Source organism: Candidatus Solirubrobacter pratensis (assembly GCF_000425945.1).
Classification (GTDB): domain Bacteria; phylum Actinomycetota; class Thermoleophilia; order Solirubrobacterales; family Solirubrobacteraceae; genus Solirubrobacter; species Solirubrobacter pratensis.
In genome coordinates, this window is sequence record NZ_AUEK01000011.1 from 111544 (window position 1) to 135586 (window position 24043).

Consider the following 24043-nt stretch of genomic DNA (forward strand, 5'->3'; position numbering starts at 1 on the left):
CCTGCACCCTATACAGGCACATGGAACGCGCGATCAGGCGGGAAGCGCAGCAGCCGGAACCCGAGGCGCCCGTAGAACGGGACGGTCGCCGGCGTCGGGCCGAGCAGCGTGAGCCCGTGCGCAGCGTGGCCGACGAGCGCGCGGCCGATGCCCTGGCGGCGACGGCCCGGCGCGACCGCGAGGTGCGTGATCGTCAGCGTTCCCGCGGCCGAGAAGGTGCTCACGAGGCCCACCGGCTCCCCGTCGCGGACGGCGGCGAAGTGGCGCATGGGACCGGAGAAGCCCAGCGACGCGAGCAGCGCGGCCTCGCCGTCGCCGGGCTCCAGCTCGTCGACCGCGGCCAACGCCGCCCGCAGCGCGTCCGCGTCGGTGATCTCGACGACCCCCTCGCCCGGCTCGCGCCGCGTGTCCGCGGCCATGAACACCGCGGTCCGGTCCGGTCGCCAGCCCGCGCGCTCGAGCCGCGGCCCGAGGTCGCTCCGCGGGCCGATGAGCCACTGCGCCGGCGCGCCGAGCCAGTCGCGCACCGCGTGGACGTCGCCGGCGCGCGAGCACACGACGCCGTTGCGCGTGTTGTCGAACGAACCGGTGCGGAACGCGAAGCCGTCGCCGTGCGCGCGCCGCTCCGCCAACGGCGAGCTCGACAGCAGCTCGAACAGCGCCGCCTCGGCCGCCCACGCGGCCTCGCCGAGCGCGTGGTCCTCGGCGGGCGGCGTCGGCGTCCAGTCGAGTTGGGCGTCCGCCGGCGCGGACACGCCGCCGGCGAGCAGCATCCGCGCGACCACGGGATCCTCGCTCCACGCGGTGCGGCCCTCGGCGTCGGTCGCGCCGGGGTCGACGGGCACCCAGCCGACGAGCACGCTCACGACGTCCGCCCGGCCGTGCGACGCGGCCACGTGCAGCGCCGTCCCGTCCGGTCCCCCGTAGTTCGCGGGCGCGCCCTCCATCAGCAGCCGGTGGACATCGTCGGCGCGACCGTCGCGCGCGGCCGCGAGCAGGCGCTCGCCGGCGACCGCGCGGACCATCGCGGGCCAGCTGGGGAAGCCGAGCTCCTTCGCGACCGCCCGCTGGGCGTCCGCGAGCACCGGCTCGCGATCGGCGCGCAACCGCGCCTCGCCGGCCCGCGCCGCTCGCAGCAGCGCCTTCGCGTCGCGCCGGGCGCGCTCGAGATCGATCCGGCCGTCCATACGATCACCTCGTTGACTGCCCGCGGTCCGCATGCGCCGGGCGGAGGTCGATCGTGAACGTCAGCACCACCTGGACGAGGTGGGTCCGAGACCCTTCCCGCGGACCGGGAGCGCCCTCGCGGCGCTGCCGCAGCGTACCCTAATCGCCCGCATGGCCTCGCCCGATCAGCCCACCGCCCCGTATCTCGACGCCGTCGTGGCGTACGGCTTCCGCGGCTCCACCCGTTTCCACGTCCCCGGCCACAAGGCCGGGACGGGGGCCGACCTCGGCGTCCGCACCGCCATCGGCTGGCAGACGCTCAAGCTCGACATCCCGCAGGACATCCACGGCGTCGACCTCGGCCCCGAGCCGACGCCGTTCCAGCGCGCCGAGCAGCTCGCCGCCGAGGCGTACGGCGCGGCGCGCAGCTGGTTCCTCACCAACGGCGCCTCCCAGGGCAACCACGCGCTCTGCCTCGCGCTCGCCCCGCTCGGCACCCCGGTGGTCGCCCAGCGCAACGCGCACGCGTCGGTGGTCGACGGCCTCGTGCTCTCCGGCGGGCTGCCGACCTGGGTCGCGCCCGAATACGAGCCGGAGCTGGGCATGGCGCACGGAATCACGCCGGAGTCGCTGGACCGGGCGCTGGGGAAGACGCCCGGGGCGCGCGCCGCGTTCATGGTCTCCCCCACCTACTACGGCATGGCCGCCGACGTGGCGGGCTGCGCCGAGGTCGCGCACGCGCACGGCGTCGCGCTCGTGGTCGACCAGGCCTGGGGCCCGCACTTCGGCTTCCACGACGCGCTGCCGCCGGACGGGCTCTCGCAGGGCGCCGACGCGGTGCTCACCTCGACGCACAAGATCGCCGGCTCGCTGACGCAGTCCGCCCTGCTGCACGTGAGCGGCTCCGGGCGCGTCGATCCCGACGCGGTCGCGCGCACGCTGCGGCTGATGCGCACCACCTCCCCCTCGAGCCTGCTGATGCTCTCGCTCGACGGCGCCCGCCGCCAGCTCGTCCTGCACGGCGAGGCGCTGCTCGAGAACACGATCAAGGTCTCGCGCAGGACCGCCGAGGCGATCGAAGCGATCCCCGGCTGCCGCATCGTCGGCGACGAGGAGATGGGCCGCGCGGGCGTCGCCCACCGCGATCCGCTGCGGCTGGTGATCGACGTGCGCGGCACCGGCGCGACCGGCTACGAGGTCGCCGCCGCGCTGCGCTCGAACTTCGACACGCAGGTCGAGCTCGCGACGCAGGCGACGATCGTGCTCGTCCTGGGCATCGACGAGCTCCCGCGCGAGCTCGAGCGCTTCGTCCACGACCTCACGAGCATCGTGCGCCGGATGGAGCGCCCGGGCAAGACCGAGGAGGTCACGCTCTCGACCGGCACGTTCGAGAACGAGGTCGTCTGCCCGCCGCGCGACGCGTTCCTCGGCGAGAACGAGAAGGTCGCCGTCGACGACGCGTCCGGGCGCGTGAGCGCCGAGGCGATCGCCGGCTACCCGCCCGGCATTCCCGTCCTGCTGCCGGGCGAGCGCATCACGGACGAGGTCATCGCCTACCTGCGCGAGCTCAAGAGCGTGGGCGCCCGGCTCCACGGAGCAAGCGACCCGGCGTTCCGAACCATCTGCGTGATGCGGTAGCGCGCGGAAGCGCGTCGGCCGGCGGGCCGCCGTCCTTCTCGTTCATGTCGTCCGGGCCGCGTTCGGGCGACAGGGGCGCCTCGGGCTCGGCCCGCGGTCCGACCCTGGCGCGCGGATTCAGTCGCCGGGGTCGCGCCGGGTCCGGAACCGCGCATTCGAAGGGCGAGCCCGCGGCTGACGCACCGGGTTCACGTGTCCTCATATGCCGAGCGAGCGCCTCGGTCACCTAGACGGTCACGCTCGATCAAGGGGCGAGGCGGCTTCTCGCGCGAGACCGATCATCGCTGCGCCCCCCGCGCAGTTCGCCGATCCCGGCACGCGCGCCGCGACATGGCGCGCGCGCCGCGACATGGCGGACGCGCCGCGACACGGCGGACGCGCCGCGACATGGACAGCTGAGACGCCGCAGGGCCGGCAACGAAATCCGGCACCCCGCCACGGCGTGCCGCGCCGCGGCCACGCGCCCCGCCAGGGCGTGCCGCGCCGCGGCCGCGCGACCCGTCACGGCGTGCCGCGCCGCGGGCCGCCGGGCGGGCATCCGGCGTGGCAGCCCGCCCGCCCGACCTTCACCCTCTACGCCCCCACCGCGGCGCGCCGGCGCACCGCGACGCCGGTGAGCGCCTCGCGCACGACGCGGTCGGCGACGAGCGACGTGATGTCGGCGCTCCCCACGAGCGTCGGCAGCACCTCGACGACGTCGGCGCCCACGAGCTCCACGCGCGAGGCCAGCGTGCGCACCGCCCACAGCAGCTCGCGCGAGGTGAGGCCGCCCGGCTCGGGCGTCCCCGTGCCGGGTGCGAACGCGGGATCGAGCACGTCGACGTCGACGCTCATGTACACCGGGCCGTCGCCGACCGCCGCGAGCGCCTCCTCGACCACCGCGCCGATCCCGCGATGCATCACGTCGTGCGCGAACAGGCTGGTGATCCCCTGCTCGGCCTGCCAGCCGAACTCCTTCTCCCCGGGCCAATATCCGCGCAGCCCGATCTGGACGTAGCGGCGCGGGGCGACGTTGCCGGCCTCCACGACCCGCCGCATCAGCGTGCCGTGCGAGAGCGTCGCGCCGAACACCTCCTCGCCGGTGTCGGTGTGGGTGTCGAAGTGCAGCAGCCCGACCGGGCCGTGGACGGCGGAGACGGCGCGCAGGCACGGCTCGGTGATCGAGTGGTCGCCACCGAGGATCACCGGCAGCGCGCCGGCGCGCAGGACCTCGCCGACCGTCGCCTCGATCGCCGCGTGCGCGACCTCTGGTTGCGCGGGGACGACCGGCGCGTCGCCGTAGTCGACCACGCGCAGGTCGGCGAACGCGTCGACGCCGGCCTCGAGGTGCGGGCCGGGCGGGCAGCTGGCGGCGCGGATCGAGCGCGGGGCGAAGCGGGTGCCCGGGCGGTCGGAGACGAGGTCGTCGAACGGCGCGCCCACGATCGCCGCGTCCGCCCCCGCGAGCTCGGCGGGATCCTGCGTGTACGGGACGCCGGAGAACGTCAGCAGTCCCAGGTAGTCCGGCTTCTCGCCGTACGCGCGCCAGCGCTCCTGCGGATCGATCATGCCCGCAGCTTCCCACGGCGCGCCGATCGCATCCGGCTCTCACGTGCTGCACAGCGATAACCCGTTCCTGACCGGGCGGCCGGCGACGGCCGTCCCCGGCGCTCCCGGGACCGCGGGCGCCCCCGCGGTCTACGACGTCTTCGCCCCGAACGCGACCAACACCGGCGCGGGCGCCGCCCCCGTCACCGACAAGCCGGCCGACACGGTGCCGCCGCCCAGCTCCGTGGCGGGCGCGACGACGTCGGCGATCGAGGACTCTACGGGCAACTCAGGCTCCCCGGCTTCGACGGGATGGAGGCCAACAACGCGCTCGGCTACACGGCCGCGATGCAGGAGGCGGCGTCCCGGTCACCTACACGTACCTGTCCGACGTCCACGACGACCACTACAAGACCAACCACGGCAACGCGTTCGGGTCCGGCGAGGCCGGCATGCAGGCGCAGCTGCGCCAGTACGACGCCGCCTTCCAGGCGTTCTTCACATCACCACCGCCGGCGCGCCCGCCGGCGTCACGGCGCTCGCCGCCGCCTACAAGCAGATCGACGCGCCGTTCGGGCGCTTCGGCGTCGCCACGCTGCACTACGACACGCGGGCGATCGCGACCGACACGTCCGGCGACGCCGCCTACCAGGGCGCCGTCGACAAGCTGGCGGCCCTGCTCGCGCGCCGCGACGCGCTGCTCCCGCAGATCCAGGCCGCGCTGGACGCCGGCCACGGCGACCCGGCGCTGCTGGCGCAGACGAACCAGCTCGCGGCCGACGCCGAGACGCTGGCGGACTCGACGCCGCCGATGCCTGGCGACGTCAGCGGGACCGTCCCGGCGACACTGTCGCTGACGCTCGGCGCGCCCGCCGCCTTCGGCGCCTTCGCGCCGGGCCTCGCGCACGACTACACAGCTTCGACGACGGCCGACGTGGTCTCGACGGCGGGCGACGCGACGCTGTCGGCGTCGGATCCGGGGCACCTGACCAACGGGTCGTTCTCGCTGCCCGACCCGCTGCAGGTGACGCTGACGCCGTCCTCCTGGAGCGCGCCGGTCTCGCACGGGGCGGTCGCGATCGGCTTCACCCAGCACATCGGGGCCACCGACGCCCTGCGGACCGGCAGCTACTCCAAGACGCTGACGTTCACGCTGTCGACGACTGCGCCGTAGCGCATCGGCGGGGGCGGGACGTCAGTCCTCTGTACGGGTCGAACCTATCCGCCCCCGCCATCGCATCGTCGGCGGCGCCGCCGCGCAACTCGGCCCGCGGCGGATGCTCGCCCGGTGCCGTGGTTCGAGCTTCGAGGCAAACCTCGCGGTCAAGCCTCGCAAAGCGCTCGCAAGATTTCGCCCGAGATGGCGCGCGAAGACCGGTTCTCAGGCGATCTTCGCGTTCGAGCGGGCAGAATGTTCCCCGTGCGGAGGGCAATCTGGATTCCCGCGGCCGCGATCGTGGTGCTGGCCGCCGCTGCTTTTGCGGCGATCAACGTCTATGACCACAAGCAGCGCGACAAGATCGCGCCGGGCATCTCGATCGGCAGCGTACCGGTCGGCAAGCTGACGGCCGCCGAGGCGCAGGCCAAGGTCCAGGCCTCGCTCACCGAGCACCTCAACCAGGACGTCCACGTCCGCGCCGGAGACCACTCCTTCAAGCTGGAGGGGGCGAAGCTCGAGCGCCACGTCGACGTGAGGGCGCTCGTGGACCGGGCCGTCGGGATGAGCCACCGCGGCGGGATCCTCACCCGCACGCTGCACAGCCTCAAGGACAAGCCCGTGCACGCCGCCCTTCCCATCACGGTCGACTTCTCGAAGGCCGCCGTGAAGTCGTTCGCCGCCCACGTCGGGGCGAAGGTCGACGAGGATCCGGTCGACGCGAGCGTCACGCCGCGCCCGTCCGGCCTCGAGCAGAAGCCGAGCCGCGACGGCGTCAAGGTCGCCCAGGGCACGCTGCGCTCCCGCCTCTACAAGGCGCTCGCCACGCCGGCGGGCATCACGAGCCTGCGCGCGCACCTCCAGACCGTCAAGCCGAAGGTCTCCACCACCGACCTCGCCAAGAAGTACCCGAGCTACATCATCGTCGACCGCTCGCACTTCAAGCTGCGCCTGTACGAAGGCCTCAAGCTCGAGCACACCTACGACGTGGCGATCGGGCAGCAGGGGCTGGAGACGCCCGCCGGCCTCTACGACGTCCAGTGGCGCGAGACCAACCCCTCATGGCACGTGCCGAACTCCGACTGGGCGGGCGACCTCGCCGGCAAGACGATCCCGCCGGGCCCCGACGACCCGATCAAGGCGCGCTGGATGGCGTTCGACGGCGCCGCGGGCATCCACGGCGTGGACCCCTCCGAGTACGGCAGCATCGGCCACCAGGCGTCTCACGGCTGCGTGCGCATGCGCATCCCCGACGTGATCGACGTCTACGACAAGACCCAGGTCGGCACGCCCGTCTACATCGCCTAGAGCCAGCGGGCGCGTTTGAAGGACGCGAACAGCACGACCGCGGAGAGCAGCATCAGCACGACGACCGCCGGATACCCCCAGCCCTGGCGCAACTCGGGCATCTGGTGGAAGTTCATCCCGTAGAAGGACGCGATGAACGTCGGGACGGTGATGATCGCCGCCCAAGCCGAGATCTTGCGCACGACGTCGTTCTGCGCGACCGACAGGACCGCCATGTTGGCCTGCAGGATCGTGCTGAGCAGGTCGCGCTGCGCCATCACCTCCTCGTTGACGAGCTTGAGGTGGTCGTCGACGTCGCGGAAGTAGTTGCGCAGGCCGTCGCCGATCGGCAGGACGCCGCCCTGCGTGATCGCCGCCGCCGGGCCGAGCAGCGGGTGCACGGCGCGGTAGAAGTCGCTCACCTCGCGGCGCAGCAGGTAGATCCGCCGCGTCGGCGCGTGGGCGCCCGAGAAGACGAGCTGCTCGACCTCCTCGATGTCGCGCTCCAGTCCCTCCACCACCGGCGCGTAGTCGTCGACGATCTGGTCGGCGATCGCCCACAGCACCGAGGCCGGGCCCTCCTCGAGCAGCTCGGGGCGCTTCTCCAGCCGCAGGCGCGCCGGGTGCAGCTCCGAGCCGGCGCCCTGGCGCACGGTGATGACGAAGCCGGGCCCGACGAAGATCGAGATCTCGCCGAACTCGACCTCCTCGGTAGCGTCCACGTAGCGCGCCGTGCGCAGCACGACGAACGTGACGCCGCCCTCGTACTGCTCGACCTTCGGGCGCAGGTGGAAGCTCTGGGCGTCCTCGACCGCCAGCTCGTGCAGCCCGAAGATCGTCTGAACGCCGGCCAGCTCCTCCGGCGTCGGCTCGACCATCCCGAGCCACACGAAGCCCGGGTCGTCATGGCAGATCGCCGCGGCCTCGCGCGGATCCATCCTGCCCTCATGCTGGCGGCGACCGTCGCGGTAATGCGCGCAGTCCACGATCATGCGCGCATTCTCCCGCGGCCGTGAAGCGGTGGGTACCGGTGGCCATCTCAGGTAGAACCTGTGGATGGCCACCGTCACCGAACGTGAAGCTCGCCAGGTCGCGGAAGCCGCCCGCGAGCAGGAATGGACGCTTCCGAGCTTCGGCAAGGAGCTCTTCCTCGGGAACTTCCGCCTCGACCTGATCCACCCGCAGCCGCGGCTCGACGCCGAGGCCATCCGGAAAGGCGAGCGTTTTCTCGCCACGTTGCGGGAGTTCCTCGTCAGCGAGGTCGACCCGCTGCGGATCGAGCGCGAGGCGAAGATCCCCGATGAGGTGGTCGAAGGCCTCAAGCGCATCGGCGCCATGGGGATGAAGGTGAGCGAGGAGTACGGCGGCCTCGGCCTCTCGCAGGTCTACTACAACCGCGCGCTGGCGATGGCCGGCGTCTGGCACGCCTCGATCTCGACGCTGCTGTCGGCCCACCAGTCGATCGGCGTCGCCGAGCCGCTGCGGATGTTCGGCACCGAGGAGCAGAAGCGCGAATGGCTGCCGCGCGTGGCGCGCACCGACATCTCGGCGTTCCTGCTGACCGAGCCGGACGTCGGCTCAGACCCCGCGCGCGTCGCCACCATCGCCGAGCCGGTCGAGGGCGGCTACCGCCTCACCGGCACCAAGCTGTGGGCGACCAACGGCGCAGTCGCCGACGTCGTCGTGGTGATGGCCAAGGTGCCGAAGTCCGAGGACCACCGGGGCGGCATCAGCGCGTTCATCCTCCCCTACCGGACCGAGGGCGTGACCGTCCTGCACCGCAACGCGTTCATGGGCCTGAGGGGCATCGAGAACTCGGTCACCAGACTGGAGAACGTCTTCGTGCCGCAGGAGAACCTGATCGGGCGCGAGGGCATGGGGCTCAAGATCGCGCTCTCGACGCTCAACACCGGCCGGCTCGCGCTGCCGGCGATCTGCGTCGGGCAGTCCAAGTGGGCGACCAAGGTCGCGCGCGAGTGGTCGTGCGAGCGCGTCCAGTGGGGCCGGCCGGTCGGCAAGCACGACGCCGTCGCGCAGAAGGTCGCGTTCATCGCCGGGAGCGCGTTCGGGCTGGAGGCGATGCTCGACGTCGCGAGCCGGCTGGCCGACGACAAGTCCAACGACATCCGGATCGAGGCGGCGATCGCGAAGCTCTACGGCTCAGAGCTCGGCTGGCAGGTGCTGGACGAGCTCGTGCAGGTGCGCGGCGGGCGCGGCTACGAGACGGCCGAGTCGCTGAAGGCGCGCGGCGAGAAGCCCGTGCCGGCCGAGCAGGCGCTGCGCGACATGCGCATCAACCGCATCTTCGAGGGCTCCACGGAGATCATGCACCTGCTGATCGCGCGCGAGGCGGTCGACCAGCACCTACAGGTCGCCGGCGACGTGCTGGAGGCCGACACGCCGCTGCAGGCCAAGGCCAAGGGCGCGGTCGGCGCCGGGGCGTTCTACGCGAAGTGGCTGCCCAAGCTCGCCGTCGGCGAGGGCCACAAGCCCGGCTCGTTCGCCGAGTTCGGCGAGCTCGCGGGCCAACTGCGCTACGTCGAGCGCAGCTCGCGCCGGCTCGCGCGCTCGACGTTCTACGCGATGGCGCGCTGGCAGGCCAAGCTCGAGCAGCGCCAGGCGTTCCTGGGCCGCATCGTGGACATCGGCGCCGAGCTGTTCGCGATCTCGGCAGCGGTCGTCTACGCGCAGACGGTCGCCGCCGAGGAGCCGTCGCGGGCGGGCTCCGCGCGCGAGCTGGCGCAGCTCTTCTGCCACCAGGCGCGGCGCCGCGCGGACCGGCTGTTCCACGAGCTGTGGGCCAACGACGACACCGAGGGCTACGAGGCCGCGCAGGCCGTGCTCGCGGGCAGCCACCGCTGGATCGAGGAGGGCGTGGCGGACCCGGCCGGCGACGGCCCGATGCTCAGCGAACGCTGAAGGGGGCGGACTTGGCGCTGCCCGGCGCCGCGACCGTGAGCGTGTGGCGGCCGCGCTTGAGCGTGCGGCCGCGCACACGGCGCGCGATCCGCAGCGTGTTCGCGCCCGCGCGGGCGGTCAGCGACCACGTCGGACCGCCCGCGATGGTGATCCGCACCGGCGCCCCGCGCGTGACGGTGAAGGTCGCCTGCAGGCGCCCCGAGCCGCCGCGCAGGCGGCCCGAGAGCTTGAGGGCGCTGACCTGGGCGGCCGCGACCGGCGTGGGCGTGGGCGCGGGCGGATCGGTCCGCGGTACAGGCGTCGGGGTGGGCGCCGGGGGCTCGGGCGTCGGGGTCGGTGTGGGCGTGGCCTGCGGCGTGGGCGTCGGGGTGGGCTCCGGCACGCGGCCGATCTCCTCGACCGCGGCCGCCGCGTTCACGCGCCCGCCGGTGACCGCGAGGCCAGTGAGCCCGGGGCGGGCGTCGGCCGACGCGAGCACCGCCGCCTTCAGCTCCCCCGTGGTCGCCGCGGGATCGGCGGCCAGCGCCAGCGCCGCGATCCCGGCGACCTGCGGGCTCGCCATCGACGTGCCGTCCAGGAACCCGTACCCGCCGCCCATGAGGGTCGAGTCGATCAGCGTGCCGGGCGCGAACACGTCCACCGTCGTCGCGCCGTAGTTGGAGAACCAGGCGCGCGCGTCGCGGTTGTCGGAGGCGCCGACGCACAGCACGTTCGCCAGCGCCGACGTGCACGGGAAGACCGGCGCGGCGTCGTCGTCGGCATGGCTGTTGCCGGCGGCGACGACGTAGAGCGTGTCCGGGTGGGCTGCGATCGCGTCGTCGATCAGGCGCGAGGTCCCCGCGCCGCCGAGCGAGGCGTTGACGATCCGCGCGCCGGCGTCGCCGGCGTAGTCGAACGCCTCCGCGATCGTGCTGTCCGTGCCGTCGCCGGCGGCGTCGAGCGCGCGTACCGGGAGCACGTGCGCTCCAGGCGCGACGCCCGCGACGCCGACCCCGTTGCCCGCGAGCGCCGCGATCGTGCCGGTCACGTGGGTGCCGTGCCCGTTCTCGTCGGCCGGATCGTCGTCGTCGCCGATGAAGTCCCAGCCGCGAGCGTCGATCTGGCCCGCGAGGTCCGTGACGTCCGCGTCGACGCCCGTGTCGACCACCGCGACCGTCACGCCCGCGCCGGTGGAGCGCGTCCAGGCGTCGGGGACATCCATGTCGGCGCCCGCCAGCCCGCCGAACTGACCGGTGTTCTGGAGCGCCCACTGCTGGGTGAAGAGCGCGTCGTCGGAGAAGAGGTGGACCTGGCCGTCGAGCTCGGCGTAGTGCACGTCCGGATCGGCGTTGAGCGCCGCCAGCGCGGCCCGCGGGTCGCCCGCGCGGACGACCTCGGTGTCCGGGAGCGTGAGCGTGTCGACGAGCTTCACGCCCGCGTCGCGGCGGATGTCCGCGCGCTCGCTCCGGTCCAGGCCGGCGTCGCGCCTGACGATGATGTCCGCGGCGCTCGCCTGCGCCGGCAGCGAGGCGAGGGCGAGGACGACGAGGGCGAGGAACCGCACACTCTTCCCTCGGCACCGCGTGGGCGGACTTGAGGCGGGATGTCAGCGCGACAACAACTCGGCCAGGATCAGCGCCAGGCCCTTGGTCCCCAGTACGAGGTCGTCGACCGAGATGCGCTCGTCGGAGACGTGGCTGAGCGCGGTGGTGCCGGGGCCGTAGATGATCGAGTTGCTGATGCCGGCACGGTGCACGACGAAGCGCTGGTCGTCGCTGCCGGCCGAGATCAGCAGGCGCGGCTCGAGCCCGAGCGCGCGGACCGCGCGGCACGCCGCCTGCACGACGGGCTCGTCCTCGCCCACGAGCGTCGGCTCGGTCGCGTACAGCTCGCGGTACTCGTAGCGCTGGCCCTCGAGCGGCGCGAGCAGCTCGGCGCGCGCGGTCTCGAGGTCCTCGCCCGGCAGCAGCCGGCGGTTGAAGGTGACCGTGCAGCGGTCGGGGACGATGTTCGTCGCGGCGCCGCCGGCGATCGTGTCGAACGAGAGCGTCGAGCGCGGCTCGGGCGGCGTGACGCCGAGCTCGGTCACGCGGGTCTCGAGCCGCGGGCGCAGATCGGCGTCGATCCGCGCGAGGTAGCGCGCCATGTGCTCGACCGCGTTGACGCCCAGCCGCGGCGAGGAGCCGTGCGCCTGCTTGCCGTGCAGCGTGATCTCGCCCCAGATGGCGCCCTTGTGCCCGATGCCGACGCCATCGGGCCCGAACGGCTCGGTGATGATCACCGCGTCCGCGCGCAGCCGGCCCTGATCGACCAGGTAGCCCGTGCCGGCGTTGTCGACGCCGACGGTCTCCTCGTCGGGCACCGCGCTGTGGACGATGCGCCCCGCCCAGCCGGCCCGCCGCAGCGCCTCGACCGCGATCACCTGCGCGGCGAGGCCGCTCTTCATGTCCGCGGCTCCGCGCCCGTAGATCCAGCCGTCCTCGAGCACGCCGCCGAACGGGTCGCGCGTCCAGTCGTTGCCGACCGGCACGACGTCGTAGTGGCCGTTGAGATGGACGGTGGGGCCTGGCGCCTGGCCGTCGAGCGTGGCCAGCAGGCTCGGGCGCGGGCGGCCGCCGCCGAACGGCGCGAGCTCCGCCAGCCGCTCCACCGGCACGCGCACGATCTCCGTCGCGTATCCCAGCCCGTCGAACGTCGCCTTCAGGGCGGCGCAGAAGTCCTCGTAGCCGTCGCCGGGCGGGTTGACGGTCGGGATCCGGATCAGCTCCTGCAGCAGCTCGACGAGCCGCGGAGCCAGCTCGTCGACCGCCGCCAGGATCGTGTCCACGCTCAGAAGCGTCGCATGCTCACGCGCACGGTGCCCGCCCGCGCCCAGGCCGCGATCGCGTACCAGCCCGCGCTCGCGAAGTCGCGGTTGGTCGCATTGGTGTGGAACGGGCTCGGTGGCGGCCCGGGCGGCCCGGCCACGCGATGGAAGCGCCCGCCGGCGGCGCTCGCCTTGGCGGCGCCGAAGCCGGTCCTCGTCGCCCACAGGACCAGCGTGTTGGCGAGCAGCTTCAGCGCGTAGGGCTCCGTCGACGGCTCGCGCGTGAGCCGCTGGACCGCGCCGCCGCCGAAGGCGGACACGCCGGCCTCGCGGGAGAACGGCTTCGGGGCGTCCTTGAGCAGGAACGCGAGCGTCCCGGGACCGGCCGCCGGCTCGAACGCGCGGTTGGGGTGCGCGAGCGCGGGGCCGGCTGGAGCGTTCGCCGTGCCGTCGGGGGCGATCGTGCTCACGACCGGCGCGCCGGCGCAGCCCGCATCGCCGCACGAGGCCGCCTGCACGGCGGCGACGAAGGCGTGGTTGCCGCTCGCGGTCACGGCGGGGTCGGCCAGCTCGCCGGCGATCTCGGCCGGCGGGCTGAACGTCCCCCCGCGCGGGCGGGTGGAGAGCAGGACGGCATTGCGGCCCTCGGCCTGGTAGGCCAGCACCGCGCGCCCGTTGCGGAGCACGACGAGCTGCTTCGCCGCACGCGCCTGGATGCCGAAGTGGCCCTCGCCGAGGTCCTGCACCGGGCCGGTGGGACGGCCGCCGTCGCCGAGCGTGACGACCCGCACCCGGTAGGGCACGCCGCTGCCCTCGCGCGGGAACTGCCGCTCGGCCACGACCCAGCCGGTGGAGGGGTCCGCCGCGATCTGCACGCCGTTGATCTCCGATCCGGTGGACGCGATCGCGTGGTCGCTGAAGCCGCGGCCCTGGCGGACGGCCACGTGCAGGCCGTCGCGCGCCTCGTATGCGACCGCCGCGCGCTCATGCGTGTCCGCCGCGACGGCGAACGACGACGTGACGCGGCGCGTCACGACGAGCGGCGCCGCAAGCCGTCCGTGCCGCTCGCCGGCGGCGGCGACGAGCGCCCCGTCGTCGCGCCGCCAGACCGTCATGCTCGTCCCGTCGGCGGCGATCGCGGTGCGCGGCGCGGGCTCGGAGGCGCCGCCGGAGAAGCGGGCGGGGCCGCTCCAGCCGGCGGCGTGGGCGGCGGGGGCGACCGCGACGAGGGCGGCGGCGGTCGCGAGGGCGATGCGGCGCATGCCGCAAGCTTCGCGCGCGCCCGCCCGGGCGCAAGCCACCAACGGGGGACGCCGGCCTACCCCTAGGGCCGCTAGCTAAGCTAGAGCGCGACGCAGACGTTCTTGACCTGCGAGTACGCGAGCAGCGCCTCGATCCCCTTGCCGCGGCCGTAGCCGGAGCGCTTCATGCCGCCGAACGGCAGCTCGACGCCGCCGCCGACGCCGTAGGTGTTGACGAACACCTGGCCGGCCTGGATCGCGCCGGCGACGCGGTGGGCGCGGCCGAGGTCGCGCGTCCAGACGCCGGCGACGAGCCCGTAGGCGGTCGCGTTGGCCAACTCGATCGCCTCGCGTTCGTCGCCGAACGGCACGGCACAGAGGACCGGTCCGAAGACCTCCTCGCGGAAGAGCTCGGATGCCGGGTCGACGTTCGTCACCAGCGTCGGCTGCAGGAACAGCCCCTCCACGTGCTCGCCGCCGGTGACGACGCCGGCACCCTGCTCGCGCGCGCCGGCCAGCATCCGCTTGGCGTTCTCGAGCTGGCGCTCGGAGATCAGCGGGCCGAGGTCGGGATCCTCGATGCCCGGACCGATGGTCAGCGCCTCGAACGCGGCGGCGACGAGGTGTACGACGTCGACGTGGATCGAGCGCTCGATCAGCAGGCGCGAGCCGGCCGAGCAGCTCTGACCCGCGTTCTGGATCAGCGCGCGCACGATCGCCGGCACCGCCTTGTCGAGGTCGGCGTCGGCGAACACGAGGTTGGGCGACTTGCCGCCGAGCTCGAGCTCGAGCGGCGCCAGGCGGCGCGCACAGGCCTCGGCGACGCGCGCGCCGTTGGCCGCCGAGCCCACGAAGGTGACGTGCGCGACGCGCTCGTGGGCCACCAGCGCGGCGCCCACGGCGCCATCGCCGGTCGCGACCTGCAGCAGCCCGCGCGGGACGCCCGCGCCGAGCGCGAGGTCGGCGAGGCGCAGCGGCGTCAGCGACGCGAGCTCGGACGGCTTGAGGATGACCGCGTTGCCGGCCGCGAGCGCGGGCGCGGCGGTGCGGGTCGCCACCTGGAGCGGATAGTTCCACGGGATGATCTGGGCGCACACGCCCCACGGCTCGCGCACCGTGTAGTCGAGTACGCCCGGGCCGAGCGGGATCTGGCGTCCCTCCAGGCGCTCGAGCGAGCCGGCGTAGTACTCGAGGTAACGGACCGTGGCGGCGACGTCGGCGCGCGCCTGCGACAACGGCTTGCCGGTGTCGCGGCACTCCAGCTCGGCAAGCGGCTCGGCCTCGTCCTCGACCGCGCGGGCGAGCCGCATCAGCGCCCGCGCGCGCGTCTCCGGGACGCGCCACTCCTGCTCGACCGCGAGCGCGCGCTGCGCGTCCGCGACCATCGCCGCGATCTCCTCCTCGGTCGTGTCCGGCACCTCGGCGAACGGCTTCAGCGTCGACGGATCGACTGCGTAAAAGGTGGCCATTACGTCAAATCCCTCCCGGCATCGACGTTCAGGACGGTTCCGGTCACCGCCGCGGCCGCGTCGGAGGCGAGGTACGTGGCGGCCTGCGCGATGTCATGGGGCTCGACCAGGCGCCCCAGGGGGAGCCGTTCGCCGATCGCGTCGTCCTCCGCCCCGAGCCCGAACGCGCGAAGCATCGGCGTGCGCGACGGGCCGGGGTTGATCACGTTCACGCGAATGCGCTCCGGCGCGAGCTCGAGCGCGAGCGCGCGGGCGAGGCCGGTGACGCCGGTCTTCGCCGCGATGTACGCGGACAGCCCGGGTCGCGGACGGCGGGCGATGATCGACGCGGTCACGAGGATGCTCCCGCCGCCGCGCTCGCGCATGGGCGGGACGACCGCCTGGGCGGCGAGGAAGAACGCGGTGAGGTTGACCGCGAGCACCCGGTCCCACTCGTCGCGCGTGATCTCCGCGAGCGGCTTGACCGACTCCGGGATCCCGGCGTTGTTGTGGAAGACGTCGAGCCCGCCGTAGGCCTCGACCGCCGTGCGGACCATGCGCGCGACGTCGCCGGGATCGCACACGTCGGCGGCGACGGGCGTCGCCTCGATGCCGTCGCAGGTCTCGGCGGCGCGCGCGAGGTCGAGGTCGGCGGCGACGACCTTCGCGCCGGCGCTCGCGAACGCGCGGGCGGTCGCCCGGCCGATGCCCGAGCCGGCGCCCGTGACGAGCGCGACCTTTCCCTCGAGGCTCATAGCGTGAAGTCGCTCCAGCCCTTTCCGGCCCGCGGCACGATCTCGACCCACGGCGAGGCGGGGCACCGCGGGCAGATCGACTGCTCGGCGACGAGGTCGGCGTGCACCTCGATCAGCGGCCCGACGTCGTCGAGCGCAAGCGTCCCGGTCAGGTCGCGCCAGTCCGCCCCGATCGCGCCCAGCTCCGCGTCGCAGCGCCCGCAGTGCGCGATCCCGCCGCGGATCGCGAGCGCGTCGCCCCAGTGGCCGTCGGGGACGTGCGCGCGAGCGCCGCGCGTTCCGGCGGGCGGCCGCATGGCGTCCAGGCGCGCGCGGCGCATCGCGTCGCGGCGCGCGGAGGTGGCCGCCTCGTCGCCGGCCACCACTCCGTAGACGCGCTCCGCCTCGCCGCGCGAGACCGCGCCGTTCGCCACGTCCGCCGCCACCGCCGCCGGGTCGCGCTCGATCGGGTCGCCGTAACCGCCGCCGTTCTGCAGCCGCACGTTGACGACCTCGCCGGCGTTGATCGCCGCGCCCGCGCTGACGCTCGGCAGCAGCGCGTACTCGCCCTCGACGTCGCGCAGCGAGGAGATCGCGGCGCCGCGGCCCATCTGCGCGAGCACGTCTCCCCCGCGCACGAGCTCGAACGACGCGCACGAGCCCGGCATGCCGCCGAAGATCCCCGTCCGGTTCGGCAGCGCGACGCCGTGCGTGGCGATCACGCCGGAGACCTCATCGGTGTCGATCGGCGTCATCGCGAACTCGATCCCGACGCCGCCGCGGTGGCGGCCCGCGCCACCGGAGTCCGGGACCTCGCGCCGCCGCAGGTACAGCAGCGGCTGGCCGACCTCCTGCTGCTCGACGTCCTCGGTGCCGCCGCCGAGGATCACCATCGCCCCGCCGGAGTCCACGCCGTCGCGATCGATGAACGCCGGGCCGCCCCACAGCAGCGAGTCCAGGTACATCGCGGCGAACGGCTCGCCGTACTGGTTCAGCCCGCCGAACTGGGCGAGCTGCCACGAGCCGTCGCCCGGCCCGAACGCGAGGTCGCGGTGCTCGTCCGAGAACGAGACCATCTTCTCGATGCACCCGGCCGCCGCGTTCATCGCCACCCAGTTCGCGCCCGCGGCGCCGCCCGAGACCGGCGTCGGCGGGATCGCCGTGACGCACAGGCCGTCCTCCATCACGACCTCGACGGGCCGCATCAGCCCATGGTTCCACGGCAGCTTGGAGCCGAACAGGCACAGCATCAGCGTCGCGACCGCGCCGACCGTTCCCGCGCGCGTCGCCATCCCGTAGGCCGGCGACTGCTCGTCCGAGCCGTTGTAGTCGAACACGAGCCGGTCGCCGCTCTTGGTCATCCGGCAATGCACGCGGACGAGCTCCGAGCCGCCTCCCTCGGCCGGCCGGTCGAGGTAGCTCTCGCGCTCGAACTCGCCGTCCGGCAGGCCGGTCAGCAGGTCGCGCAGGCCGGCCTCGGAGGTCTCGATCGACTGCCCCATCACCGCGCGCACTGTGTCCGCGCCGTAGCGGTCGCACAGCTCGCCCATCCGCTCGCCCGCGACCTTCGGGCCCGCGAGGAACGCGGTGAAGTCGTTGGAGACCGGGAACGGCATGCGCGAGTTCGCGATCACGATGTCCCACAGCTCGCGATTGACCTCGCGGCGCCGCACGATCCGCCCGGGCGGGATCCGCAGGCCCTTCTGGTAGACGTCGGTCGCCGTCGGGCACCACGAGCCGGCGTCCTGGCCGCCGAGGTCGACCTGGTGGGCCATGCAGCCGATCCACGCGATCAGCTCGCCGGCGTGGAAGAACGGCGCGCAGAACTGGACGTCGTTCTGGTGCTCGGCCGCCAGGTACGGGTCGTTGATGATGAAGACGTCGCCGGCGGGATCGTCGGGGACCGTCGGCGCCTTGTAGCGGCCCACCGCGCCGTCGCCGCCGATGGTGACCGTGTCCGTGAACGTGCCGCCGATGTCGCCGGCGACGAGCAGTGACGTCATCGCTCTCCCCCCTGGAGCCGCGTGATCGTGGATCGGATGTGCGCGCGCGCCCGACGCTCCGCCTCGGGCCCGTCGGCGGCGGCGATCGCCTGGACGATCTCCGCGTGCTGGTCGACCGCGAAGCGCGCATGACGCTCGCCGATCAGGTCGACCGGCGTGAACACCTGCGAGGTCAGCCGCATCAGCGGCAGCTCGCCCTTGAGGAACGCGTTGCCGGCGACCTCGGTCACCGCCGCGTGGAACTCGACGTTGCTGAGCGTGTAGGCGCCGGCGTCGAACGGCTCGAGCGTCGCGCGCTGGCGCTCGACCAGCTCGCGCAGCCGCGCGATGTCGCGCTCGCCCGCGTTCTCGGCCGCCAGCCGGGCGGCGAGCCCGTCGACGACCTCGCGCAGCGCGTAGGCGTCGAGCAGCGTGACCAGGTCGGCGGTGACCACCCGCACCCCGCGTCCCGGCTCGGAGTGCAGCAGGCCTTCGCGCTCGAGCACGCGGATCGCCTCGCGCAGCGGCGTGCGGCTGACGCGCAGGTCCGCCGCCAGATGCTCCTGACGCAGCGGCTCGCCGGCGGTGTAGCGGCCGGCGTAGATGCGCTCGCGCAGAACTTGCGCGACCTCGTCGACCAGCCGCGTGCGGCTGCGGTACTCGAGCGTCTCCTCCTCGCTCCGCATCCTGGATACAGAGCATGCCAAACGCGGATGGGAGAATGCGGAGGTGACGCTTGCAGCGCTTCAGCAGGTCCAGCAGGAGTACCTGCTCGAGGCGCGGCAGATGCAGGCGCTCTCCTTCGCCGTGCACATCCCGCTCGTGTGCTTCGGCATCGCGTTCCCGGCGATGGTCCTGTTCGTCGAGTGGCTCTACCGGCGCACCGGCGACCAGGTCTACCTGACGATCGCGCGGCGCTGGACGCGCGTGATGGTCGCCCTGTTCGCCGTCGGCGTCATCACCGGCACGATCCTCTCGTTCGAGATGGGCCTGCTGTGGCCGCAGTTCACCGCGACCTTCGGGAGCGTGTTCGGCCTCGGCTTCGCGATCGAGGGCTTCTCGTTCTTCATGGAGGCGATCTTCATCGGGATCTATGTCTACGGCTGGGACCGCCTCTCGCCGCGGGCGCACTTCCTGAGCGGGATCCCGATCCTGATCACCGGGTTCACGGGCTCGTGGATGGTGATCTCCGTCAACTCGTGGATGAACCATCCCGGCGGCTTCGGGCTGGCCGGCGGGCGGGTCGTCGAGGTGCATCCGTGGAAGGCGCTGTTCGGCAACTCCTACCTGTGGCACGAGCTGATCCACATGTACCTGGCGGGCTACATCGTCATGGGCTTCGTGGTCGCCGCCGCGTACGCGGTCGGGCGGCTGCGCGGACGCTGGAGTCGCTACGAGCGCGTCGCGCTGGCGATCCCGCTCACGATCGCGGCGCTCGCCGCGCCGGTGCAGGTGCTGGTCGGCGACTGGGCGGCGCGCGAGGTGGCCGACAAGCAGCCGGTCAAGCTCGCGGCGCTCGAGGGCCTGCCGCGGACCCAGCGCGGCGCGCCGATCCACGTCCTCGGCTGGTACACGAACGACGAGATCAAGTACGGGATCCGGATCCCGAAGGCGCTGTCGTTCCTCGCGTTCCACGACTTCAACGCCCGCGTGCAGGGGCTGGACTCCGTCGCGCCGGGCGACCGCCCGCCCGTGAACGTCGTGCGCGTCGCGTTCCAGACGATGGTGGGCATCGGGACGCTGCTGGCACTGCTCGGCGTCGTGTTCCTGCTCGTGCGCTGGCGGCGCGGGCGATTGCCGGAGTCGCCGTGGTTCTATCGCGCGGTCGCGCTCGCCGGGCCGCTGTCGCTGGTCGCGCTGATCGCCGGCTGGGTGACGACCGAGGTCGGCCGCCAGCCGTGGGTCGTCTACCGCGTGATGCGGACCGATGAGGCGGTCACCGGCGCGAGCGGCATCCCGGTCGGCTACGGCGTGCTCGCGCTCGTCTACCTGTTCGTCGCCGCCGGCGTGGTCTGGATCCTCCGGCGCCTTGCCGCGATGCCGCTGAAGGCCCACTGATGCTGCAGACGATCCCGCTCGTGTTCGTGCTGATCGGCCTCACGCTGTACGTCGTCCTCGGCGGCGCGGACTTCGGCGCCGCCGCCTGGCAGGCGACCACGCGCGACGAGCGGCTGCGCGCGCACGCCCACGACTCGATGGCGCCGGTGTGGGAGGCCAACCACGTCTGGCTGATCTTCGTGCTGACCGTGCTGTGGACGGCGTATCCGGAGGTGTTCGGCTCGATCGCCTCGACGCTCAGCGTCGCGCTGTTCCTGGCCGGGATCGGGATCATCGTGCGCGGGTTCGCGTACGCCGTGCGCTCGGGCGCGAGCACGCCGCGGCAGGTGCGGGGCGTCGACACCGCGTCTGCGATCTCGTCGGTGCTGACGCCGTTCGCGCTGGGCGCCGCCGCCGGCGGGATCGCCTCCGGACGGGTACCGGTCGGCAACGCCGCGGGCGACCTGTGGTCGAGTTGGCTGAACCCGACCTCGATCGTCGTCGGCGCCCTCGCGGTGGCGTTCTCGGTCTATCTGGCCGCGGTGTTCCTGGCCGCCGACGCGGCGCGGGCGGACGAGCCGGAGCTGGTCGCCGCCTGCCGCACGCGGGCGCTCGCCGCCGGGTCGGTGGCCGGCGTGCTGGCCGTCGTGGGCCTGGTCGTGCTGCGCGGGGACGCGCGGCCGCTGTTCGACGACCTGGTCTCCGGCGGCGGGCTGGCGGCGATCATCGTGTCCGCGCTGTTCGGCGTGGGCGCGCTGGCGCTGGTGGCCCGCGGCCGCTACGAGCCTTCGCGCTACGTCGCGGCGGTCGCCGTCGCGGCGACGATCGCCGGCTGGGCGCTCGCGCAGCAGCCCGACATCCTGCCGGGACTGACGATCCAGCGGGCCGCCGCGCCCGACGACACGCTCGTCGCGGTGATCGTCGCGGTCCTGGGCGGCGGCGCGATCCTCTTCCCGTCGCTGGTGCTGCTGTTCCGGCTCACGCTCGGCGGGATGCTCGGCCACGGCGAGCCGGCCGACCTCGCGCCGGGCCGCGGAGTCGCCGTCGCGTTTCGCGAGGGCCTGCTGGCGCGCGCGGCCGTCGCGCTGCTGATCGCCGGCTTCGGCCTGCTGACCGTCGCCGGCGGCGCCGTCCCACACGCGCTCGGCGTGGCCTCGCTGCTCGCGTTCGTGGTCACGGGCTTCCTCGCCGCCGCTCCGGCGCTGGCCCGCTAGCGTTCGCGCGCGATGCGGGTCGCCAAGGTCATCCACTGCGTCGACGCCCATGCGGAGGGCGAGCCGAGCCGGATCGTCGTCGGCGGCGTGCTCGACGTCCCCGGGCGGACGATGCTCGAGAAGATGCGCCACCTGGAGCGCGAGGGCGACTGGCTGCGCCGGCTGATCCTGCACGAGCCGCGCGGGATGGCGCCGCTCTCGGGCGACCTCGTCCTGCCCTCCGCGCACCCGGAGGCCGACGCCGGCTTCATCATCATGGAGTCCTCGTCCTACGAGGGGATGTCAGGGACGAACACGATCAACACGGCCGCCGTGCTGCTCGAGACGGGGCTGGTGGAGGCGGTCGAGCCGGTCACCGAGCTCGTGCTCGAGGCGCCGGCGGGGCTCGTGCGCGTACGCGCGGAGGTGAGCGACGGGCGCGTCGGCATGATCACGTTCGAGAACGTCGCCTCCTTCGCCACGCACCTCGGCGCCGCGGTCGAGGTGCCCGGACTCGGCTCGCTGGAGGTCGACATCTCCTACGGCGGCGCGTTCTGCGCGTTCGTCGACGCCACGGCGCTCGGGTTCTCGATCGTCCCCGACGAGGCGCGCGAGCTGGGTGAGCTCGGCGAGCGGATCCGCCCGCACGTCGTCGAGCAGCTCGAGATCGCGCATCCGGTCGAGCCCGCCCTGGCACATCTCTCGTTCGTCGTCTTCGTCGCGCCGCCGCTGTCGGGCGGCGACGCGCGCCACGCGACGATCGTCTCCCCCGGCCGCCTGGACCGCTCGCCGACCGGCACCGCGACGTCGGCGAGAATGGCCGCCCTGGCCGCGCGCGGGCGGCTCGGCGAGAAGGACGCCTACGTGGCCGAGAGCGTGCTCGGCACGCGCTTCAGCGGCCGGATCGCGCGCCGCACGGTCGTGGGCGGCAAGCCCGCGATCGTCCCCGCGATCTCGGGCCGCGCCTGGATCACCGGGTTCCACCAGCTCGTCGTCGACCCGTCCGATCCGCTCGCCGGCGGGTTCACCCTGCCCGACACGTGGGGCAGCGGGCAGCGCGAGGGGACGCTCAACGCGTCAGCCGGCGCGCAGGGCGCCTGACCGCTTCGGGCGCCGCTACCCGGAGCGGCCGTACGCGGCGAGGATGATCGTCTCGATCACGGTCTCGAGCGGCAGCGCGGTGGTGTCGATCGTCAGGTGGTAGAGGGCGCAGTCGCGCGGGTCGGCGCGGTAGAAGTGGCGCACGTAGGCCTCGCGCGCGCGGTCGGTCTCGGCCTGTTCTCGCTCGGCGGTCTCCCGGTCGATCTCGCGCACGAGCATCGCCTGCTCGACGCGCGCCTTGCGGGCGCCGTGGAGGCGGACGTGCAGCGCGCGCGGGTCGCCGGCGAGCACCAGCGCGGCGGCGCGGCCGAGGATCACGCCGTCGCCGGTCGCCGCCTGCTCGCGGATGATCGTCTCCGTGGCGCGGCGGTAGGCGTCCTCGTCCAAGGGCTCGCCGGGATCGGCGCCGAACGCCTGTCCGAGCGGCGCGAGCCGCAGGGCGACGCGCGCGAGCAGCGACCCGACCGACTGGTCATGCGCCTGCACGTCCTCGAGCGGGACGGCCAGGCGCTGGGCCACCGCGGTAGGGATCGCACGGTCCAAGAACGGCACGCCGAGCCGCTCGGCCAGCTCCGGGCCGATCCGGCTCCCGCCCGCGCCGTACGCCGCCGAGAGGGTGACCAAGGGCATGCTCGGGTTCTTCCCCGTCTCGGCGGAGTGCCCTGCAATCGGGCCAGTTGCCTAGAGGCCGCCGCCGCGCACGTACTCCGCCTCGAGGAGGTGCTGGCCGCGCTGTCGTCCGGCGGCCCGGCGTCGCAGCGCGAGCTGGGCGAGCGGCTGCGGAAGGATCCGGCGGACATGGTCCGCCTGCTCGACGCAGCGTCGGCGCGCGGGCTGGTCCGCCGCGACGCCGATCCCGCGGACCGGCGCCGGCGCCGCGTCGTCTTGACGCGCGCCGGCGAGGCGGAGCTGGAGGCCGCCATGACGGCCGCACGCGAGGTCGAGCGCGAGTTGCTGGCCGGGCTCGAGGAATCCGAGCGGCGGACGCTGCACGAGCTGCTCTCCCGGCTCCCGCGGTGACCGGGTGGACGGGCGCCGCGTCATGCCTCCCGGCTTCGGAGGTGCTCCGCGAGCGCGTCGTGGCCGGCGTACGCGGCCCAGCCCGCCACGTCAGGCAGTCCTCCGCGTTCTCCCGCGGACTCGCATGCGCGGGAGCGAGGCGCGCGTCCCAGGGACCGCCGTCGCCGCGGCCGTACCCGAACGCGAGCAGCAGCTCGAGCCACTCGTCCCCGGGCGTCCAGCTCAGGTTGTAGGTGGCCTGCGTGTCGTTCGGGTCCGCGCCGGCGTCGAGCAGCAGCCGCGCGAGCGCGAGGCCGTCGCGGTGCGGCGGCGGGTCGCCCTCGCCGCGGCCGAACGCGCCGGTGAGGGCGGTGAACGGGGATGGCAGCCCTTCCCAGAGGTAGCCGGCGTTCGGGTCCGCACCGGCCGCGAGCAGCAGGCGCGCGACTTCCAGCGAGCGGTCGCCGGCCGCCCGCGAGTAGGCGAGATAGAGCAGCGGCTCCCAGCGGTGCGGACCGCCGTGCGCGTTCGCGCGCCCCGGTGCCGCGCCGAGCAGCTCACGCGCCGCTTCGGCGTCCCCGGCGGCAGCGGCGGCGTGCAGCGAGGAGCGGCCGAGCTCCGGCCGCTCGGCGAGCATCGCCGCCGCGGCGGCCCAGCGCGACGGGTCGTCGCTCGAGTACGTCAGGGACGCGAGCCGCATGAGCTCCTCGGCGGGATCGGCTGTCGCGGCCGCCCGGTGCGGCGAGCGGGTGTACGCGCCGACCACGTCCAGGTGAGCCCGGAGCTTCGGCCAGCTCGGGAAGCCGTAGGCCCGTGCGACCGTGAGCTG

Annotated in this window: 19 protein-coding genes; 8 read left to right on the forward strand and 11 right to left on the reverse strand. The window is 73.9% G+C overall.

The genetic code is table 11. From position 1 onward, the window contains the following. Positions 1–8: 8 nt before the first annotated feature. The gene (locus tag H958_RS0117525; RefSeq protein WP_028059621.1) at positions 9–1187 is read right to left on the reverse strand and encodes a GNAT family N-acetyltransferase; all 1179 of its coding nucleotides are present in this window, start codon (positions 1185–1187) and stop codon (positions 9–11) included. Positions 1188–1338: 151 nt separating this feature from the next. Here H958_RS0117525 and H958_RS0117530 point away from each other — a divergent pair, with 151 nt between their 5' ends. Continuing rightward, positions 1339–2805 (forward strand): aminotransferase class I/II-fold pyridoxal phosphate-dependent enzyme, encoded by a 1467-nt coding sequence (locus H958_RS0117530; RefSeq protein WP_051324439.1) that lies wholly within the window; start codon positions 1339–1341, stop codon positions 2803–2805. A 573-nt stretch (positions 2806–3378) separates the two neighbouring features. On the opposite strand, the gene speB is transcribed toward H958_RS0117530, so the two are convergent. Then, complete coding sequence (gene speB / locus H958_RS0117535; protein ID WP_051324440.1) at positions 3379–4353, reverse strand: agmatinase; 975 nt, start codon at positions 4351–4353, stop codon at positions 3379–3381. A 43-nt stretch (positions 4354–4396) separates the two neighbouring features. On the opposite strand from speB, the gene H958_RS0117540 reads away from it, so the two are divergent. Both H958_RS0117540 and H958_RS43580 read left to right on the forward strand, forming a co-directional pair. Then, the gene (locus tag H958_RS0117540) at positions 4397–5506 is read left to right on the forward strand and encodes a hypothetical protein (protein ID WP_028059624.1); all 1110 of its coding nucleotides are present in this window, start codon (positions 4397–4399) and stop codon (positions 5504–5506) included. Positions 5507–5752: 246 nt separating this feature from the next. Continuing rightward, a complete protein-coding gene (locus H958_RS43580; RefSeq protein ID WP_156028041.1) occupies positions 5753–6796 on the forward strand; it encodes a L,D-transpeptidase family protein in 1044 nt (347 codons plus the stop codon). Here the strand turns inward: H958_RS43580 and H958_RS0117550 are convergent. Beyond that, a complete protein-coding gene (locus tag H958_RS0117550; protein ID WP_028059625.1) occupies positions 6793–7767 on the reverse strand; it encodes a magnesium and cobalt transport protein CorA in 975 nt (324 codons plus the stop codon). The two genes, H958_RS43580 and H958_RS0117550, sit on opposite strands and share 4 nt — an antisense overlap. Positions 7768–7831: 64 nt before the next feature. Between H958_RS0117550 and H958_RS38200 the strand changes: the two genes are divergently transcribed. After that, the gene (locus H958_RS38200) at positions 7832–9694 is read left to right on the forward strand and encodes an acyl-CoA dehydrogenase family protein (protein ID WP_051324442.1); all 1863 of its coding nucleotides are present in this window, start codon (positions 7832–7834) and stop codon (positions 9692–9694) included. Here the strand turns inward: H958_RS38200 and H958_RS38205 are convergent. The 7 genes from H958_RS38205 to H958_RS0117590 form a co-directional block, all read right to left on the reverse strand. After that, on the reverse strand, positions 9681–11237 hold the full coding sequence (locus H958_RS38205) for a S8 family serine peptidase (RefSeq protein ID WP_051324443.1): 1557 nt from the start codon (positions 11235–11237) through the stop codon (positions 9681–9683). The genes H958_RS38200 and H958_RS38205 overlap by 14 nt on opposite strands. Positions 11238–11279: 42 nt before the next feature. Beyond that, positions 11280–12500, reverse strand: a complete 1221-nt coding sequence (locus H958_RS47625; RefSeq protein WP_051324444.1) for an ArgE/DapE family deacylase — start codon at positions 12498–12500, stop codon at positions 11280–11282. Between the two features lie 2 nt (positions 12501–12502). Further along, entirely contained in the window at positions 12503–13741 is a 1239-nt protein-coding gene (locus H958_RS47630; protein ID WP_028059627.1) for a hypothetical protein, read from the reverse strand. A gap of 80 nt (positions 13742–13821) precedes the next feature. After that, on the reverse strand, positions 13822–15189 hold the full coding sequence (locus H958_RS0117575) for an aldehyde dehydrogenase family protein (RefSeq protein ID WP_028059628.1): 1368 nt from the start codon (positions 15187–15189) through the stop codon (positions 13822–13824). Continuing rightward, positions 15189–15923, reverse strand: a complete 735-nt coding sequence (locus H958_RS0117580) for an SDR family NAD(P)-dependent oxidoreductase (RefSeq protein WP_028059629.1) — start codon at positions 15921–15923, stop codon at positions 15189–15191. Before H958_RS0117580 ends, H958_RS0117575 begins: the two co-directional genes overlap by 1 nt. After that, positions 15920–17905: a hydantoinase B/oxoprolinase family protein gene (locus tag H958_RS38210; RefSeq protein ID WP_081685997.1), complete on the reverse strand. Its 1986-nt coding sequence runs from the start codon at positions 17903–17905 to the stop codon at positions 15920–15922. Before H958_RS38210 ends, H958_RS0117580 begins: the two co-directional genes overlap by 4 nt. After that, entirely contained in the window at positions 17902–18570 is a 669-nt protein-coding gene (locus H958_RS0117590) for a GntR family transcriptional regulator (protein WP_028059630.1), read from the reverse strand. The genes H958_RS38210 and H958_RS0117590 overlap by 4 nt, the downstream gene beginning before the upstream one ends. A gap of 43 nt (positions 18571–18613) precedes the next feature. On the opposite strand from H958_RS0117590, the gene H958_RS0117595 reads away from it, so the two are divergent. The 3 genes from H958_RS0117595 to H958_RS38220 are packed head-to-tail and all read left to right on the forward strand — an operon-like array spanning position 18614 to position 22215. Then, positions 18614–19942: a cytochrome ubiquinol oxidase subunit I gene (locus H958_RS0117595; RefSeq protein WP_028059631.1), complete on the forward strand. Its 1329-nt coding sequence runs from the start codon at positions 18614–18616 to the stop codon at positions 19940–19942. Next, positions 19942–21135: a cytochrome d ubiquinol oxidase subunit II gene (locus H958_RS38215; RefSeq protein ID WP_231379283.1), complete on the forward strand. Its 1194-nt coding sequence runs from the start codon at positions 19942–19944 to the stop codon at positions 21133–21135. The genes H958_RS0117595 and H958_RS38215 overlap by 1 nt, the downstream gene beginning before the upstream one ends. Positions 21136–21147: 12 nt before the next feature. Continuing rightward, positions 21148–22215 (forward strand): proline racemase family protein, encoded by a 1068-nt coding sequence (locus H958_RS38220; RefSeq protein WP_051324445.1) that lies wholly within the window; start codon positions 21148–21150, stop codon positions 22213–22215. Positions 22216–22230: 15 nt separating this feature from the next. On the opposite strand, the gene H958_RS0117610 is transcribed toward H958_RS38220, so the two are convergent. After that, positions 22231–22845: a cytidylate kinase-like family protein gene (locus H958_RS0117610; RefSeq protein ID WP_028059632.1), complete on the reverse strand. Its 615-nt coding sequence runs from the start codon at positions 22843–22845 to the stop codon at positions 22231–22233. Positions 22846–22872: 27 nt separating this feature from the next. Between H958_RS0117610 and H958_RS38225 the strand changes: the two genes are divergently transcribed. Then, positions 22873–23235 (forward strand): MarR family winged helix-turn-helix transcriptional regulator, encoded by a 363-nt coding sequence (locus tag H958_RS38225; protein WP_081686000.1) that lies wholly within the window; start codon positions 22873–22875, stop codon positions 23233–23235. Positions 23236–24043 lie beyond the last annotated feature (808 nt).

Bases quoted from the DNA above. Each gene is read 5' to 3' on its own strand.
- H958_RS0117525 (WP_028059621.1), bottom strand. From the start codon at position 1,187: ATGGACGGCCGGATCGATCTCGAGCGCGCCCGGCGCGACGCGAAGGCG.
- H958_RS0117530 (WP_051324439.1), top strand. From the start codon at position 1,339: ATGGCCTCGCCCGATCAGCCCACCGCCCCGTATCTCGACGCCGTCGTG.
- speB (WP_051324440.1), bottom strand. From the start codon at position 4,353: ATGATCGATCCGCAGGAGCGCTGGCGCGCGTACGGCGAGAAGCCGGAC.
- H958_RS0117550 (WP_028059625.1), bottom strand. From the start codon at position 7,767: ATGATCGTGGACTGCGCGCATTACCGCGACGGTCGCCGCCAGCATGAG.
- H958_RS38200 (WP_051324442.1), top strand. From the start codon at position 7,832: ATGGCCACCGTCACCGAACGTGAAGCTCGCCAGGTCGCGGAAGCCGCC.
- H958_RS47630 (WP_028059627.1), bottom strand. From the start codon at position 13,741: ATGCGCCGCATCGCCCTCGCGACCGCCGCCGCCCTCGTCGCGGTCGCC.
- H958_RS0117575 (WP_028059628.1), bottom strand. From the start codon at position 15,189: ATGGCCACCTTTTACGCAGTCGATCCGTCGACGCTGAAGCCGTTCGCC.
- H958_RS0117580 (WP_028059629.1), bottom strand. From the start codon at position 15,923: ATGAGCCTCGAGGGAAAGGTCGCGCTCGTCACGGGCGCCGGCTCGGGC.
- H958_RS38210 (WP_081685997.1), bottom strand. From the start codon at position 17,905: ATGACGTCACTGCTCGTCGCCGGCGACATCGGCGGCACGTTCACGGAC.
- H958_RS0117590 (WP_028059630.1), bottom strand. From the start codon at position 18,570: ATGCGGAGCGAGGAGGAGACGCTCGAGTACCGCAGCCGCACGCGGCTG.
- H958_RS38215 (WP_231379283.1), top strand. From the start codon at position 19,942: ATGCTGCAGACGATCCCGCTCGTGTTCGTGCTGATCGGCCTCACGCTG.
- H958_RS38220 (WP_051324445.1), top strand. From the start codon at position 21,148: ATGCGGGTCGCCAAGGTCATCCACTGCGTCGACGCCCATGCGGAGGGC.
- H958_RS0117610 (WP_028059632.1), bottom strand. From the start codon at position 22,845: ATGCCCTTGGTCACCCTCTCGGCGGCGTACGGCGCGGGCGGGAGCCGG.